This window comes from Rhizobacter sp. (assembly GCA_021153565.1).
Classification (GTDB): Bacteria; Pseudomonadota; Gammaproteobacteria; order Burkholderiales; family Burkholderiaceae_C; genus Albitalea.
On the sequence record JAJKJU010000081.1, the window covers coordinates 25,659 to 41,507 of the forward strand.

Genomic DNA, 15,849 nt, shown 5'->3' on the forward strand with positions numbered 1-15,849 from the left:
CCTGAGAGGCTGAGTGCGCAACAGCGCGCCAGCAAATGAACAAGGAAACATCAATGAGCACCACCCTCGAAAGTCCGGTGTCCGCCGGCACTGGCCCTCGCAACCTCTTTGCCCGAAACGCATGGCTTGCTGCCGGCGGCCTGGCTCTCACCGGCCTCGGGCTGGCTGCGGGCCTCGCGTGGCATCCGGCGCCGCAGTCTGAATTGCTTTCGGCCGGTTCGATGGAAGCGACTCGGGCATCGCTTGCATCCAATGAAGCGGTTGTCGACACGGGTGCGAAGGCCGGCGACAAGCTCGCCGAGAAATCGACGACGGGTACGCTGGTGCCGCTCGTCGCCAACAACGGCACGCAGGCACCGCCCGCCCGCGTCGCGCCCAATCGCAGCAGCCCGGCACATCGGACGTCGCCTGCGCAGTCGCAGCAATACGCAAGCGTCGGCAGCACGACACCTCTTGCGACGCAGCCTGCAGCAGTTTGTGCGCATTGCGGCGTGATCGAGGCCGTCCGGGAAGTGACAGTCAAAGGCCAAGGCACGGGCCTTGGTGCCGTGGCAGGCGGCGTGCTTGGCGGGGCAGTGGGCAATCAGATGGGCAAGGGCAACGGCCGCGCGGTAATGACCGTGCTCGGCGCCATCGGCGGCGGCTTTGCAGGCAACGAGGTCGAGAAGCGCACCCGCAGCGAACAGATCTATGAAGTGCGCGTGCGAATGGATGACGGCCAGGTTCGCACATTCCAGCAGAAGAGCGCCCCGACGCCGGGATCGCGGGTCACGGTGGAGGGCAACGTGCTGCACATCACCCACGGCAATGGCAGCGGCAACGGCGACGAGAAGATGATGCGCACCTCGACGGGCTCAAGCAGCTGACGTCAACACCCGCCGATATTGAATGGCCTCCGCGAGGTGGCCAATCTTCACGTCGGCGTCACCTGCAAGATCGGCGGCGCTGCGTGCCACTCGCAGCACACGATGGAAGCTGCGGGCCGACCATCCGAGCTTGGTCGCGGCGTTCTGAAGAAACTTGGACGCCGCGGTGTCGAGCGCGCAGTGTGCATCGATGCCGTCGCCATCGAGCGCCGCGTTCAGGCGGCCTTGACGTGTGCGCTGGCGCTCCTGGGCCTTTGCCACCCGCGCAGCCACCAATGCGCTGGTGTCGCCATCGGGTGCGGCGGCAAGCGTCTCGGGCGCAACCGCTGGCACCTCCACCTGCAGATCGATGCGATCAATCAAAGGTCCGCTGATCTTGCCCTGATAGCGGAAGATGCCATCGGGCGTGCATCGGCACGATCGCAAAGGGTTGCCGTGGTGTCCGCACGGGCATGGGTTCATGGCCGCGATCAATTGAAAACGCGCCGGGAATTCTGCTTGGCGCGCCGCCCTGGAGATCACGATGCGGCCAGTCTCCAAGGGCTCACGCAGCGCCTCCAAAGCTGCCCGGGGGTACTCGGCCAATTCGTCCAGAAACAGAATGCCTTCGTGAGCCAGGGAAATCTCGCCTGGTCGCGGTGGAGACCCGCCTCCGACCAGCGCCACCGACGAGGCTGTGTGATGCGGGCTGCGCAACACGCGCTGTGCCCAGCGCGACGGATCGAAACTCGCCGTGAGGCTCAATACCGCGGCAGATTCCAGCGCTTGTGTTTCGGTCAAGGGCGGAAGCAGCCCCGCGAAACGCTGGGCGAGCATCGACTTGCCAGTGCCGGGCGGTCCCACCATCAGCATGCTGTGACCCCCGGCTGCGGCAATCTCCAGCGCGCGCTTGGCACCCGACTGCCCTTTTACTTCACGCAGATCCGGATACGAGGGGGCCGCCGTCCTGCGCTCCGCGATCGCATTTGGCAGGCCCTGTGCCGCATCGCCGGGCAGCAGCGCTTGCACGACGTCGAGCAAGTGCTTGGCGGCCTGTATCTTCAGGCCTTCAACCAGCGCCGCCTCGCGCGCGCTTGCCTGTGGAAGCACCAGTGCCCGCGCCGAGCCGCTGCGCCGCATGGCGAGCGCCATGGCCAACGCACCGCGCACCGGCCGCAACTCGCCGGCGAGCGACAACTCCCCCGCGAACTCGAATCGGGACAGGCGCTGCGCATCGATCTGTTCGCTGGCCGCGAGGATTCCCAGCGCGATTGGCAAGTCGAAGCGGCCTGATTCCTTGGGTAAGTCGGCGGGCGCCAAATTCACCGTGATCCTTCGGTTATGTGGAAATTCGAGGCCGCTGTGGAGCAATGCTGCTCGTACTCTTTCCCTCGCCTCCTTCACCTCGGTGTCGGCCAAACCTACGAGCGTGAAGCTGGGCAGGCCGTTCGCAAGGTGGACCTCCACCGTGACTTCAGGGGCGTCGAGACCGTTCAGGGCTCGGCTGTGCAACACGGCCAATGACATTTGATTCCTGCTCTTTTCTTGAGGCAAACGGGGCTCGATTCTGACGAGGCTGCCCGCACTTGGCGCACCCCTTGCGGGTCACTCCGATGGGCGGGAAAGTGCACCAACAAGCGGCTCACCAAAAAGCAACACCAGCCTGACTGAAGGCCTTTTTGGTCGAAATTCGCACTCAACTCGGGCATAAATGAGCTTCAGCGGTGCGGTCAGCCTTTCGTCATCGCGGGCACAGAAGCTGCAGAGCCTGCCGCGCACCCTTTCTAAACGATCCCGGAGAGCCAATGAAGAAGACCCTATTGAGTGTGGCCGCCGCTACCGTGTTCACCTCGGTACCCGTCCTCGTGCATGCCGAAGACGCGAACCCCCTGTCATTCAACGTCAGCCTGACGACCGACTACCGCTACCGCGGCATTTCGCAAAGCCGCCTGAAACCTGCACTGCAAGCCGGCGCCGACTACGCATTGCCCAACGGCTTCTATGTCGGTACCTGGGGTTCGACCATCAGGTGGATCAAGGACGCCGGCACCATTGTCGGCGTGGACACTGGCAGCGCGCCGGTCGAAATCGACTTCTACGGCGGCTACAAGGGCGAAATTCAGAAGGACTTTACCTACGACATTGGCCTGCTGCAGTACTGGTACCCCGGCAATCATCTGGCGAACATCGCCAAGAACGCCAACACTCTCGAGATTTACGGCGCATTGACTTATGGTCCTGTGACCGTCAAGTACTCGCATTCGCTCACCCCCCTCTTCGGTGCGGTCACTTCAGCTGGCGACAGCAAGGGCAGCGGCTACCTCGACGTGAGTGCCTCGTTCGACGCCGGAAGCGGCTTCACGATTGCCCCACACATCGGCCACCAGAAGGTCAAGAACTGGAGCGACGGCTCCTACACAGACTACTCGCTGACCGTGAGCAAGGATGCCGCAGGCTTCACTTGGAGCGCAGCGGTTGTCGGCACTGACGCCAAGCACGATCCCAACGCAGTGTTCGCTTACCCGTCCCCCTCGGGCAAGAACCTTGGCCGCAACGGCTTGGTCCTCGCGGTCAAGAAGACCTTCTGATCTTTTTTTAACCTGGAGATGACCATGAAGATGGTGACTGCCATCGTCAAGCCGTTCAAGCTTGATGAAGTGCGTGAAGCCCTGAGCGCCATCGGCGTGCAGGGAGTCACGGTGACTGAGGTGAAGGGCTTCGGTCGCCAAAAGGGCCACACCGAGCTGTACCGCGGCGCGGAATACGTTGTCGATTTCCTGCCCAAGGTAAAGATCGAAGTGGCCGTGGACGACGCCATCGTGGATCGCGTCATAGAAGCGGTCGAGGTCGCTGCCCGCACGGGCAAGATCGGCGACGGGAAGATTTTCGTTTCGGCCTTGGAACAGGTCGTCCGCATTCGCACGGGCGAAACCGGTAAAGACGCGCTCTGAAGTCATCACACCAGAGAGAGACCACCATGAAAAAACTGATTGCCTCATTGGCTCTGGGCTTGTCGGCCCTGGGCTTCGGCGGCGCGAGCTTCGCGGCCGACGATGCCGCTTCGGCGCCTGCCGCACCTGCGGCAGCCTCGGCTGCTGCTGCCACCATCACGGCCGCGACCGCTGCCCCTGCGGCGTCCGCGGCCACCACCGCAGCGGCGAGCGCGTCGGCGCCCGCCGTCGCAGCCAGCGCACCGGTGCCCAACAAGGGCGACACCGCCTGGATGCTCCTGTCCACCGTGCTCGTGATCATGATGTCGATCCCGGGCCTTGCACTGTTCTACGGCGGCCTCGTGCGCAGCAAGAACATGCTGTCGGTGCTGATGCAGGTGTTCGTTACCTTCTCGATGATCGTGGTGCTGTGGGTGCTTTATGGCTACAGCCTCGCATTCACCGAGGGCAACCAGTTCTTCGGCGGCGTCTCTCGACTCTTCCTGAACGGGGTCTTCGACCCGATGAAGGGTGAGTTTGCCAACGCGGCCACTTTCAGCAAGGGCGTGGTCATCCCCGAGATCGTGTTCGTGGTGTTCCAGGCGACCTTCGCCGCCATCACCTGCTGCCTGATCGTCGGTGCCTTCGCCGAGCGCATCAAATTCTCGGCCGTGCTCGCTTTCATGGTGCTGTGGTTCACCTTCAGCTACGTGCCGATCGCGCACATGGTCTGGTATTGGGCAGGTCCTGACGCCTACACCAGCAAAGAGGTGGCGGAGAAAGTCACCTCGACTGCCGGTCTGATCTGGCAATGGGGTGCGCTCGACTTCGCCGGCGGTACGGTGGTTCACATCAACGCGGCCGTCGCCGGTCTGGCGGGCGCCTACATGATCGGCAAGCGCGTCGGCTACGGCCGCGAAGCCTTCACGCCGCACTCGCTGACGCTCACGATGGTCGGTGCCTCGCTGCTGTGGGTGGGCTGGTTCGGTTTCAACGCCGGCTCTGCCCTCGAAGCCGGCAACAGCGCCGCGCTCGCCTTCTTGAACACTTTCTCTGCCACTGCCGTCGCGGTGCTCGCCTGGTGCATTGGTGAATCGCTGCTCAAGGGCAAGGCCTCGATGCTTGGTGCCGCTTCCGGTGCCGTCGCGGGTCTCGTCGCCATCACGCCTGCCGCCGGCAACGTCGGCATCATGGGTGCGCTGGTGGTAGGCGCCGTCGCCGGCTTCGTTTGCCTGTGGGGTGTGACCGGCCTGAAGAAGATGCTCGGCGCGGACGACTCGCTCGACGTGTTCGGTGTGCATGGCGTCGGCGGTATCGTCGGTGCATTGCTGACCGGCATCTTCAACCACCAGTCGCTTGGCGGCCCGGGCATGGTGACCGACTGGGTCACCGCCACGGTCGGCTCCAACGGCATCTGGGCGCAGTTCATCATCCAGGCCAAGGCTGTCGGCGTCACCGTTGTGTGGTCCGGCGTGGTCGCAGCGATCAGCTTCAAGCTGGTCGACCTGGTCATCGGCCTGCGAGTCACAGAAGAAGAAGAGCGAGAAGGCCTGGACATCTCGTCACACGGCGAGACGGCTTACAGCAAGTAGGCACCAACACTTCTGCTGATTGGAAAAAGGCCGCCCCCGAGTGGCCTTTTTCTTTTGGGGCGTCAGGCGCACCGACTGTGACGCGAAGGGGCTTGCGACAGGCGATAGGCACCCCAAATGCCTAGAATCCTTTGAAACTCCAAACGCCCTGCTGCCCGGCAGGGCGTCCTCTTCGGATTCCCCCCATGGTTCCTCACCTCATCACGGCGCTTACCGGCCCGATCAACGAACTGGAGCAGCGCATCCTGGAATCGCTGCCCGCCATCGAGCGTTGGTTCCGCCTGGAGTGGATGGAACACACGCCGCCGTTCTACACGTCGGTGGACGTGCGCAACGCCGGCTTCAAACTCGCGCCGGTCGACACCAACCTCTTTCCGGGAGGCTTCAACAACCTGACCCCCGAGATGCTGCCGCTGGCAGTGCAGGCGGCCATGGCGGCGATCGAGAAGATCTGTCCGGAGGCGCGCAACCTGCTGCTGATTCCCGAGAACCACACGCGTAACAGCTTCTACTTGATGAACGTTGCGCGCCTCGTGCAGATCTTTCACCAGGCAGGGCTGAATGTGCGGCTCGGTTCGCTCAACGATGAGATCAAGGCCCCGACGCAGATCGACCTGCCCGACGGCAACTCTCTGACTGTCGAGCCACTGGTGCGCAACCGCGGCAGGCTCGGGCTGAAGGACTTCGACCCCTGCACGATCCTGCTCAACAACGATCTGTCTGCGGGTCTTCCCAAGGTGCTCCAGAACCTGCACGAGCAGTACCTGCTGCCGCCGCTTCACGCGGGCTGGGCGGTACGGCGCAAGACAAATCACTTCCAGGCCTACGAGGAAGTGGCGAAGAAGTTCGCAAAGCTGCTGGGCATGGATCCATGGCTTATCAACCCGTTGTTCGCTCGCTGCGGCGAGGTCAACTTCTCCGACGGCACGGGCGCCGAATGCCTGATGAGCAACGCCGAGACGCTTCTCGCCAAGGTCCGCCGCAAGTACAAGGAATACGGCATTCAGGAGAAGCCCTTCATCATCGTGAAGGCGGATGCCGGCACCTACGGCATGGGCATCATGACCGTGCGTGATCCGAAGGATCTGGCCGACCTGAACCGCCGCGCACGCAACAAGATGAGCGTGATCAAGGACGGCCAGGAGGTGAGCGAGGTCATCCTGCAAGAAGGCGTGCCGACCTATGAGCGCGTGCACGACGCGGTGGCCGAACCGGTGGTCTACATGATCGACCGCTACGTGGTTGGCGGCTTCTACCGCGTGAACGCCGAGCGCGGCATCGACGAAAACCTGAACTCCCCGGGGGCAAGCTTTGTTCCGCTGGCCTTCGCCGAGTCCAGCCAGTTGCCCAAGCCCGGCGTGAAGCCGGGAGCAAGCGCACCCAACCGGTTCTACATGTACGGGGTGATTGCCCGTCTGGCGATGGTGGCTGCGAGCTACGAGCTCGAGGCGACCGACCCGGATGCAGAGGTCTACGAATAGCGCGTCGCTGCAATGCTGCAATGGGAAGCCTGACCGGCTTCTTCATTGCAGCGCTCCAACAGAGAGGCTGAGCCGGAGTCGGCTGATCGGCCTTCCCGTGGCCGAGGGGGTGCCACAATCGGCTTCCCAAAACAATGCCGCGCGGGGCCGAGCCCGCCGCGGTAGACCGTGACTCAGATCCGACCTACCTCCAGCCTGGCCGTCCTGACCCTGGGCGCTCTGGGCGTCGTCTATGGCGACATCGGCACCAGTCCGCTGTATGCCTTCAAGGAAGTCTTCGCACACGGTCACGTCCCGCTGACGCCGGAGAACATCTATGGCGTGCTGTCGCTGATGTTCTGGACGCTGACCGTTGTGGTCTCTTTCAAGTACGTGGTGCTCATTCTGCGCGCCGACAACAACGGCGAAGGTGGCTTGATCGCCATGCTCGCATTGGCATCACAGGCTGTGAAAGACCGGCCGGTACTGCGACAGCGGCTTCTGATGCTGGGCATCTTCGGTACGGCCATCTTCTTCGGCGATGGCGTCATCACCCCGGCGGTGTCGGTGCTGGGTGCGATGGAAGGTCTCGAAGTGGCTGCGCCGGGACTGCACAGTTACATCGTCCCGGTGTCGCTGGTTGTCATTACCGTGCTTTTCATGGTGCAACGGCACGGCACGGGCGGCATCGGAAAGTTCTTCGGGCCAGTGACGGCAGCGTGGTTCGCGGTGATCGCTCTACTGGGTCTCGTGCACATCTTGCGCAATCCGGCCGTGATGTTCGCGCTGAGCCCGCACCATGCCCTGCGATTCCTCTTTCTGCAGCCGGCTGTTGCTTTCGTTGCACTTGGCTTCGTCGTGTTGTGCGTCACGGGTGCCGAGGCGCTTTATGCCGACATGGGCCACTTCGGCAAGCGGCCAATCCGCACCGCCTGGTTCGGCCTCGTGATGCCTTCACTGGTGCTCAACTATTTCGGCCAGGGTGCGATGCTGCTCGAATCGCCCGAAAAGGCGCACAACCCGTTCTACGAAATGGCGCCTGAGTGGGCCTTGTACCCACTGATTGCGCTGGCGACCTGCGCGGCAGTGATTGCCTCGCAGGCCTTGATCTCAGCCGCGTTCTCGGTGACCAAGCAGGCCATCCAGCTCGGCTACATGCCGCGGCTTCGCATCACCCACACGTCCGTGCGCGAGACCGGTCAGATCTATGTGCCTTTCGTGAACTGGGGGCTGTACGTCTGCATCGTGGGCGCGGTGCTGGTGTTCGGTTCGAGCAGCAAGCTGGCGGGAGCCTATGGCATCACAGTGACGATCGACATGACGATCACGACAATCATGACCTTCTTCGTGATCCGCTACGGCTGGGGTTTTCCGTGGGTGCTCAGCACCGCCGCCACTGTGTTCTTCTTCGTCGTGGACGTCACCTACTTTGCCGCGAACATCGTCAAGGTGTTCGATGGCGGCTGGTTCCCTCTCGCCATCGGCGCGGTGATGTTCACGCTGATGATGACCTGGAAGCAGGGTAGGGCGATCATGGCCGAACGCCTGCGCGACGACGCCATCGAGCTCAAGAGTTTCATGGAAGCAGTGTTCGTGAGTCCGCCTACGCGTGTTCAGGGCACGGCGGTGTTCCTCGTGAGCGAACATGGCATTACCCCGAATGCGCTCTTGCACAACTTGAAGCACAACAAAGTGCTGCATGAGACGAATCTCTTCGTGACGGTGAGGCAGCACGAGATTCCGTGGATCGGCTTCGACAAGCGCAGCGAGATGGAGCCTTTGGGGCGCGACTGCTGGCAGGTGACGCTGCACTTCGGCTTCAAGAACGAGCCCGATGTGCCTGAAGCCCTGGCGCTGCTGCACAACCGCAGTTTCCAGCTCGACGACATGGAGACGTCTTACTTCCTGTCGCGCGACATCGTCATCCCGACGATCGGCCGCGGTATGTCAGCGTGGCGCGAAAAGCTCTTCGCAGGCATGCACCGCAACGCATCGGCAGCGGCGGACTACCTGAGCCTGCCGACGAATCGCGTGGTGGAGTTGGGGTCGAAAGTCGAGATCTGAACCGCGAGGTCATGCCTTCTGCTTGGGAGACACGAGCAGCGAGGGCAGCTCACGCTTCACTTCATCTTGTACCTCTCCTACGGGTAAGGCCTAGGTGTCCACCAAGCCCGCAGATGATGATGATCAGCTGCTGGAGCCGCGGTCGACGCGGCGATTTCATTGCGGCGCATGCCTCGATCCGCAGGCTGCGTTGCGCGTCACCGGACGACCCCGAGGAGACACGCATGAACATTCCTGTTTCGTTGACCGTCAATGGCAAGCGCGTCCAGGCCGATGTCGACCCGCGAACGCTGCTCGTGCAGTTCATCCGCGACGAGTTGAGACTGACCGGCACGCACGTGGGCTGCGACACCGCACAGTGCGGCGCGTGCACGGTGCACATGAACGGCCGCGCCGTGAAGTCGTGTTCGATGCTCGTGGTGCAGGCGCAAGGCGCCGAGGTCACGACCATCGAGGGTCTCGCCAAGAATGGCGAGTTGCACCCGATGCAGGCGGCGTTTCGCGAATGCCACGGCCTGCAGTGCGGGTTCTGCACCCCCGGAATGGTCATGTCGGCCGTGCAGATCCTGAAGGACAAGCCCAACGCTTGCGAACAAGAAATTCGCGAAGGTCTGGAAGGCAACATCTGCCGCTGCACGGGCTATCACAACATCGTCAAGTCGGTTCAGCTTTGCCAATCGGGCAAGGTCTCGACCACCGTCTGATGACCGGAGTACGCCATGACCGACATGTCTCAACCTCCCATTTCTCCAATTGGCCAATCCGTACAGCGCCGTGAGGACTATCGCTTCCTGACCGGCGCCGGGCAATACACCGACGACGTGGTGCTGCCGGGTCAGACCTTCGGCGTGTTCCTGCGCTCGCCCTACGCGCACGCACGCATCAAGTCCATCGACACGATCCAGGCGCTGAAGGCGCCCGGGGTCGTGCAGATCTTTACCGGAGCTGACCTCGCCGAAGCCAAGGTCGGCGGCCTGCCTTGCGGGTGGTTGATCCACAGCAAGGATGGATCGCCGATGAAGGAGCCCGCACACCCGGTGCTGGCGCAAGGCAAGGTACGCTACGTCGGCGACCAGGTGGCGCTGGTGGTGGCCGAGACTCAATGGCAGGCCAAGGACGCCGCCGAACTCATCGACGTGGTCTATGAGGAACTGCCGCCGGTCATCGACATCCGCACCGCCGGCACGGCGACCAGTAGCGTGCATGACGACGTGCCCGGCAACGTCTGCTACGACTGGGGCCATGGCAACAAGGATGCTGTGGATGCGGCGTTCGCGAAAGCGCACAAGGTCAGCAAGCTGGAGTTCACCAACAACCGGCTCATTCCCAATGCCATGGAACCGCGTGCAGCCAACGCACAGTACACGCGGCATGACGAGAGCTATACGCTGTATGTCGCCAACCAGAACCCGCACGTGGAACGGCTGCTGATGAGCGCCTTCGTGCTGGGCCTGCCGGAATCGAAGGTGCGCGTGATCGCGCCCGACGTGGGCGGCGGCTTTGGTTCCAAAATCTTCCTGTATGCGGAAGAGACGGCTCTGGTATGGGCCAGCAAGCGCGTAGGCCGGCCGATCAAGTGGACGGCGGAGCGCAGCGAATCCTTCCTCACCGACGCGCATGGACGCGATCACGCGACCACCGCCGAACTTGCGACGGACGACAAGGGAAACTTCCTCGCGCTGCGAGTGAAGACCATTGCCAACATGGGCGCCTATCTGTCAACGTTCGCATCGAGCGTGCCGACCATCTTGTACGCGACGCTGCTGGCGGGCCAGTACAAGACGCCGGCCATCTATGCCGAGGTGAAAGCAGTGTTCACCAACACCGCGCCGGTCGACGCCTACCGCGGCGCCGGACGGCCCGAGGCCACCTACGTGGTTGAGCGGCTGGTCGAAACGGCTGCGCGCGACATGAAGATGGACCCGGCCGCCATTCGCCGGCAGAACTTCATCACCGAGTTCCCGTACACGACACCCGTCGGGCTGACCTACGACACCGGCAACTATGCCGCGCACCTCGACAAGGCGCTGGAGCTGGCCGACGTCGCGGGATTCCCGGCACGCCGGGCCGCGTCGGTTGCCAAGGGCAAGCTGCGTGGGCTGGGCTATAGCTGCTATATCGAAGCCTGCGGCTTGGCGCCCAGCAACATCGCGGGCGCGCTCGGCGCGCGTGCAGGCTTGTTCGAGGCCGGCGAGGTGCGCGTGCATCCGACAGGCACGGTGACGATATTCACTGGATCGCACAGCCACGGGCAAGGACACGAGACCACCTTCGCCCAGGTTGTCGCGGCCAAGCTGGGCATCCCCATCGAAAGCGTCGAGATCGTGCACGGCGACACCGGGCGTGTGCCCTTTGGCATGGGTACCTACGGCAGCCGCTCGCTCGCGGTGGGCGGCACGGCCATCGTGAAGGCGGTAGACAAGATCATCGCAAAGGGCAAGAAGATCGCAGCGCACCTGCTCGAAGCGGCGGACACCGACATCGTCTTCGAGAACGGCGTGTTCAAGGTTGCGGGCACGGACAAGAAGGTGCCATTCGGCTCCGTCGCGCTCACCGCCTACGTGCCGCACAACTTCCCGCTCGACAAGTTGGAGCCGGGTCTGAACGAGAACGCGTTCTACGACCCGACCAACTTCACCTACCCCGCGGGCAGCTACGTGTGCGAGCTCGAGGTCGACCCCGAGACCGGTCGCGTGCGCGTCGAGCAGTTCACGGCGGTGGACGACTTCGGCAACCTCGTGAACCCGATGATCGTGTCGGGCCAGGTGCACGGAGGCATCGCCCAAGGCTTGGGCCAGGCCATGATGGAATGCTGCCAGTACGACCCGGCATCGGGTCAGTTGCTGACCGGCTCGTACATGGACTACTGCATGCCTCGCGCCGATGATCTGCCGAGCTTCACGCTCGACCACACCGTCACGCCATGCACGCACAACCCGCTGGGCGTGAAAGGCTGCGGTGAAGCCGGCGCGATCGGGTCGCCGGCGGCCTACATCAATGCACTGACCGATGCACTGGGTATCCGCGACATCGCCATGCCCGCCACGGTGGAGCGCGTCTGGCGCGCCGCCAATCGCTGAGGACTGGTCAACGCACAACGTCAAAGGAGCACACATGTACAGCTTCGACTATCAACGTCCCACCGACCGCGCTGCGGCCACCGCGGCCATGAAAGGCGATGCCCGCTATCTCGCCGGAGGACAGAGCCTCGTGCAGGCGATGAAGCTCAGGCTGTCGTCGTCCGAGCGGCTTGTAGACCTCTCGGGCGTGGCGGAGCTCAAGGGCATCAAGGTGGATGCGAGCAATGTGGTCATCGGATCGATGACCACGCATGCTGCCGTCGCCGCATCCGCAGAGGTTCAACGCGCCATTCCTGCGCTCGCCGAACTCGCTGGCGGCATCGCTGACCAGATGGTGCGCAACATGGGAACGCTGGGCGGCTCCATCGCCAATGCAGACCCCGCGGCGTGCTATCCGGCGGCGTTGCTCGGGCTCGGTGCCACGGTGACGACCAACCAGCGCAGCATCCCGGCCGAACGTTTCTTCACGGGGCTGTACGAGACGGCATTGCAGCCCGGTGAGCTCATCACAGCGGTGAGCTTTCCCATTCCGCAGAAGGCCGCGTACGTCAAGTTCAAGCAGCCTGCCTCTCGCTTCGCGCTGGTCGGCGTGTTCGTGAGCCAAGGCGCTGGCGGCGTGAAGGTGGCGGTGACGGGCGCGAAGAGCACCGTGTTCCGCGTCAAGGCGATCGAAGACGCATTGACTGCGAGCTTCACACCCGAGGCGGCGAAGGCCGTCAAGGTGCTGAGCACCGACATCAATGGCGACATGCATGGTTCGGCGGAGTACCGCGCCGCGATGATCAGCGTGATGGCGTCGCGAGCGGTTTCTGCGGCGTTGTCACGCTGAGAGGCTGATGACCGAGGTCACGCCCTTCGCCCTGCCCGAGTCGGTCGATGCCGTCATTTCCCTGCTGGCCGCAGAGAACTACGTCTGCGACCGGCAACTCGCGACCGCGCTGTTCCTGAGCCTGAAGCTCTCGCGCCCGCTATTCCTCGAAGGGGAGCCTGGCGTTGGCAAGACTGAACTCGCGAAGACATTGGCGCGCGGGCTCAACACCGCCTTGCTTCGGGTTCAGTGCTACGAGGGACTGGACGTCGCGCAGACTGCTTACGAGTGGAATGTCGCGCGGCAGATGATGGAAATCCGGCTGGCTGAAGCGGCACACGAGGTGGACCGCGAGCGGCTTGCGCAAAGCCTCTATTCGCGCAGCATGCTGATCGAACGACCGTTGCTGCAGGCGCTCACGCAGATGCGCTCGCCGGTCTTGCTGATCGACGAACTCGATCGCGCTGACGAGCCTTTCGATGCTTTCCTGCTGGAGGTGCTGGCGGAGAGCCAGATCACCATTCCAGAGTTCGGCACGGTGCGCGCCGTTGCGGCACCCATCACCATCATCACGAGCAACCGCACCCGCGAGATCCACGATGCGTTGAAGCGGCGATGCCTCTATCACTGGGTCGATTTTCCCGATGTCGCGCGTGAGCTCGACATCGTCCGCCGCAAGGCGCCAGGGGCGTCCGAGCGGCTCTACACGCAGGTGGTCGAGTTCGTTCAGCGCATGCGCACGCTTGATCTCTTCAAGGCGCCCGGTGTGGCGGAAGCCATCGACTGGACCAACGCCTTGCTCGCGCTCAATGCCATCCGGCTCGACCCGGCGACAGTGCAGGACACACTGGGCGTGCTGCTGAAATACCAGGACGACATCGCGAAGCTGCGCGCCGGGGACGCTGCGAAGATTCTCGATGAGCTGAGAGGCTGAGCGTATTTCGATCATGCCCGCTCATCACGCCAAAAGCCCCATGCTCGTCGTTGCAAATGCTCGCCATAGCAGGGCGCGGCCCCTCCTCGAATGAGCCTCTCGAGTCGCCTCGAGTCGGCTCCTTTCCCCAGCGGGCGAAGGAGCGAACGAAGCGCTGCGCGCTGAAATCATGCTGGCCGACAACATCGTCCATTTCGCTCGCGTGCTGCGCGACGCCGGGATGCCCATCGGCCCCGACCGCGTGATTGCAGCCATGGCTGCCGTCGAGTGCGTGGGGCTCGATCGGCGCGAGGACGTGCACGCCGCACTCAGCGCGGTGATGCTCGACCGGCACGAACAACAGGTCTTGTTCGATGCCGCCTTCGATGCGTTCTGGCGCGATCCGAAGTTGCTCGAACGGTTGATGCTTGAGCTGTTGCCCAAGATCAGCGGCCGTGGCGACCGGCCGCACACACCGCGCTCGAATCGTCTCGCCGAAGCCTTGTCCGCGCCGCGTGAAGCACAGGCGCCCAACCCTGCAAACGCGACTGCCAAGGAAGAATTGCAGTTCGACACCACGTTCACCTTTTCCGATCGCGAACGTCTGCAACACGCCGACTTCGAAACCATGACTGCCGAGGAGTTTGAACTCGCCAAGAAGCTTGCCGAACAACTGCCGCTGCCGGTGTCACCGGTTCGCAGACGCCGACACGAATCGGCTTCGCGCGGCGCGCTCGACCTGCGCGCGACGATGCTTCGCATGGCGCGACAGCCGCAGACCCTGAGCCCCGCCTTCACGCGGCCGCGCTGCGAGTTGCCCGCCATCGTGGTGCTGCTCGACATCTCCGGTTCCATGGAGCGCTATGCACGCCTGCTGCTGCACTACGTGCACGGTCTCACGCGACGCTATCTGAAGGTCCACGCCTTCACCTTCGGAACGCGCCTCACCCACATCACGCGTTGCCTGAAAGACCGCGACCCTGATGTGGCGCTCAGGCTTGCCGACGAACAGGTGAAAGACTGGAAGGGCGGTACGCGGATCGCGTCGTGCCTGGATGAATTCAATCGGCTATGGGCTCGCCGCGTGCTCGGCTCCAACGCCGCAGTGCTCTTGATGACCGACGGGCTGGACCGGGACGACCATGGTGATCTTGCAGCAGCCGCTGCCAGGCTGCGCCGCGTGGCGCACAGCATTGTCTGGCTCAACCCTTTGCTGCGCTACGACGGCTTCGAGCCGCGTGCTGCCGGCGTGCGTGCACTCTTGCCGCATGTGGACCGCTTTCTCCCCGTGCACAACCTTGCGAGCCTGGCCGACCTTGGCCGGGCATTGCGCATGGGCGCTTCGCTTCCTTCGACTCTTCTGGATTGAATGCCTCATGGAACTGACTGGTGAACGATTGATCCCTGCGCCCTTGCTTGCCACGTGGGCGGCGCTGAACGATCCGGAGATCCTGAAGCAATGCATTGCCGGATGCGAGTCGCTGGAACGCACCGAACCCGATGCCTTCGCGGCCGTGGTGGCCGTGAAAGTCGGGCCGGTCAATGCACGATTCAGGGGCACGCTCAAGATGACGAACGTGCATGCGCCGCACACCTACACCATCAACTTCGATGGGCAAGGGGGCGTGGCTGGCTTCGGGAAGGGGTCTGCCGACGTGGCTCTGTCGGAAGAGGGCAAAGACCAGACTCGATTGCGTTATGCGGCGCAGGCGCAAGTCGGAGGCAAGATGGCCCAGGTCGGGGCGCGCCTCATCGACGCGGCGGCGGGGAAGATCGCCGAGGATTTCTTTGCTGCGTTCGACGCGCGCTTGCGACCGGCGCAAGCGCCTGCTGCTGAACCTGCCGTCCCCGAGGAAGTCGCATCCGCGGCGTCTGCCGCGAGCAAGACATGGATGTGGATCGCCGTCGGCGCTGCGGTGCTGATAGCGTTGCTGTTCTGGCTGACCCGCTGACCCGCCCTTTCAAAGTCTTGTATTGGCTCCTCTCCCCTCTGGCTGACCTTTACGCAGGCTGGACACGCGGAAAGTTGCGCGTCTTTACTGGCTTTGACGACATTCTCTTGCAGTGATGTGAGTTTTCGACCGAAATCGATGTGAATTTCAGATGCTGGGAGATGGGGGTGATTTTTGAGAGACCCCTCACCCCAACCCTCTCCCC

Annotated in this window: 13 protein-coding genes; 12 read left to right on the plus strand and 1 reads right to left on the minus strand. The window is 63.3% G+C overall.

Features of this window, described 5'->3' with window-relative positions; genetic code table 11:
- The first annotated feature begins 53 nt into the window (after positions 1 to 53).
- A complete protein-coding gene (locus AC30NL_RS05210) occupies positions 54 to 866 on the plus strand; it encodes an outer membrane lipoprotein (RefSeq protein WP_489462951.1) in 813 nt (270 codons plus the stop codon).
- On the opposite strand, the gene AC30NL_RS05215 is transcribed toward AC30NL_RS05210, so the two are convergent.
- Complete coding sequence (locus AC30NL_RS05215) at positions 855 to 2,372, minus strand: YifB family Mg chelatase-like AAA ATPase (protein ID WP_489462952.1); 1,518 nt, start codon at positions 2,370 to 2,372, stop codon at positions 855 to 857. The two genes, AC30NL_RS05210 and AC30NL_RS05215, sit on opposite strands and share 12 nt — an antisense overlap.
- Positions 2,373 to 2,650: 278 nt before the next feature.
- Here AC30NL_RS05215 and AC30NL_RS05220 point away from each other — a divergent pair, with 278 nt between their 5' ends.
- The 11 genes from AC30NL_RS05220 (at position 2,651) to AC30NL_RS05270 (ending at position 15,644) form a co-directional block, all read left to right on the plus strand.
- Positions 2,651 to 3,433, plus strand: a complete 783-nt coding sequence (locus AC30NL_RS05220; RefSeq protein ID WP_489462953.1) for a TorF family putative porin — start codon at positions 2,651 to 2,653, stop codon at positions 3,431 to 3,433.
- Between the two features lie 24 nt (positions 3,434 to 3,457).
- Positions 3,458 to 3,796: a P-II family nitrogen regulator gene (locus AC30NL_RS05225; RefSeq protein ID WP_489462954.1), complete on the plus strand. Its 339-nt coding sequence runs from the start codon at positions 3,458 to 3,460 to the stop codon at positions 3,794 to 3,796.
- 26 nt (positions 3,797 to 3,822) lie between these two features.
- Entirely contained in the window at positions 3,823 to 5,367 is a 1,545-nt protein-coding gene (locus AC30NL_RS05230) for an ammonium transporter (protein WP_489462955.1), read from the plus strand.
- Positions 5,368 to 5,552: 185 nt separating this feature from the next.
- A complete protein-coding gene (gene gshA, locus AC30NL_RS05235) occupies positions 5,553 to 6,848 on the plus strand; it encodes a glutamate--cysteine ligase (protein ID WP_489462956.1) in 1,296 nt (431 codons plus the stop codon).
- 168 nt (positions 6,849 to 7,016) lie between these two features.
- A complete protein-coding gene (locus tag AC30NL_RS05240) occupies positions 7,017 to 8,891 on the plus strand; it encodes a potassium transporter Kup (protein WP_489462957.1) in 1,875 nt (624 codons plus the stop codon).
- Positions 8,892 to 9,115: 224 nt separating this feature from the next.
- Entirely contained in the window at positions 9,116 to 9,595 is a 480-nt protein-coding gene (locus AC30NL_RS05245) for a (2Fe-2S)-binding protein (protein ID WP_489462958.1), read from the plus strand.
- 15 nt (positions 9,596 to 9,610) lie between these two features.
- Complete coding sequence (locus AC30NL_RS05250; RefSeq protein WP_489462959.1) at positions 9,611 to 11,971, plus strand: xanthine dehydrogenase family protein molybdopterin-binding subunit; 2,361 nt, start codon at positions 9,611 to 9,613, stop codon at positions 11,969 to 11,971.
- A gap of 34 nt (positions 11,972 to 12,005) precedes the next feature.
- Positions 12,006 to 12,800 carry an FAD binding domain-containing protein gene (locus AC30NL_RS05255; protein ID WP_489462960.1) on the plus strand — a complete coding sequence of 265 codons (795 nt, stop codon included), beginning with the start codon at positions 12,006 to 12,008 and terminating at the stop codon, positions 12,798 to 12,800.
- A 7-nt stretch (positions 12,801 to 12,807) separates the two neighbouring features.
- Positions 12,808 to 13,713, plus strand: a complete 906-nt coding sequence (locus AC30NL_RS05260; RefSeq protein ID WP_489462961.1) for an AAA family ATPase — start codon at positions 12,808 to 12,810, stop codon at positions 13,711 to 13,713.
- A gap of 169 nt (positions 13,714 to 13,882) precedes the next feature.
- A complete protein-coding gene (locus AC30NL_RS05265) occupies positions 13,883 to 15,061 on the plus strand; it encodes a vWA domain-containing protein (RefSeq protein ID WP_489462962.1) in 1,179 nt (392 codons plus the stop codon).
- 7 nt (positions 15,062 to 15,068) lie between these two features.
- Positions 15,069 to 15,644: an SRPBCC family protein gene (locus tag AC30NL_RS05270; RefSeq protein WP_489462963.1), complete on the plus strand. Its 576-nt coding sequence runs from the start codon at positions 15,069 to 15,071 to the stop codon at positions 15,642 to 15,644.
- The last annotated feature ends 205 nt before the right edge of the window (positions 15,645 to 15,849 follow it).

Excerpts from the sequence above, each read along its gene's own strand:
- AC30NL_RS05215 (WP_489462952.1), bottom strand. The coding sequence starts at position 2,372 with ATGTCATTGGCCGTGTTGCACAGCCGAGCCCTGAACGGTCTCGACGCC.
- AC30NL_RS05210 (WP_489462951.1), top strand. The coding sequence starts at position 54 with ATGAGCACCACCCTCGAAAGTCCGGTGTCCGCCGGCACTGGCCCTCGC.
- AC30NL_RS05265 (WP_489462962.1), top strand. The coding sequence starts at position 13,883 with ATGCTGGCCGACAACATCGTCCATTTCGCTCGCGTGCTGCGCGACGCC.
- AC30NL_RS05250 (WP_489462959.1), top strand. The coding sequence starts at position 9,611 with ATGACCGACATGTCTCAACCTCCCATTTCTCCAATTGGCCAATCCGTA.
- AC30NL_RS05270 (WP_489462963.1), top strand. The coding sequence starts at position 15,069 with ATGGAACTGACTGGTGAACGATTGATCCCTGCGCCCTTGCTTGCCACG.
- AC30NL_RS05245 (WP_489462958.1), top strand. The coding sequence starts at position 9,116 with ATGAACATTCCTGTTTCGTTGACCGTCAATGGCAAGCGCGTCCAGGCC.
- AC30NL_RS05230 (WP_489462955.1), top strand. The coding sequence starts at position 3,823 with ATGAAAAAACTGATTGCCTCATTGGCTCTGGGCTTGTCGGCCCTGGGC.
- AC30NL_RS05255 (WP_489462960.1), top strand. The coding sequence starts at position 12,006 with ATGTACAGCTTCGACTATCAACGTCCCACCGACCGCGCTGCGGCCACC.
- AC30NL_RS05260 (WP_489462961.1), top strand. The coding sequence starts at position 12,808 with ATGACCGAGGTCACGCCCTTCGCCCTGCCCGAGTCGGTCGATGCCGTC.
- AC30NL_RS05225 (WP_489462954.1), top strand. The coding sequence starts at position 3,458 with ATGAAGATGGTGACTGCCATCGTCAAGCCGTTCAAGCTTGATGAAGTG.
- AC30NL_RS05220 (WP_489462953.1), top strand. The coding sequence starts at position 2,651 with ATGAAGAAGACCCTATTGAGTGTGGCCGCCGCTACCGTGTTCACCTCG.
- gshA (WP_489462956.1), top strand. The coding sequence starts at position 5,553 with ATGGTTCCTCACCTCATCACGGCGCTTACCGGCCCGATCAACGAACTG.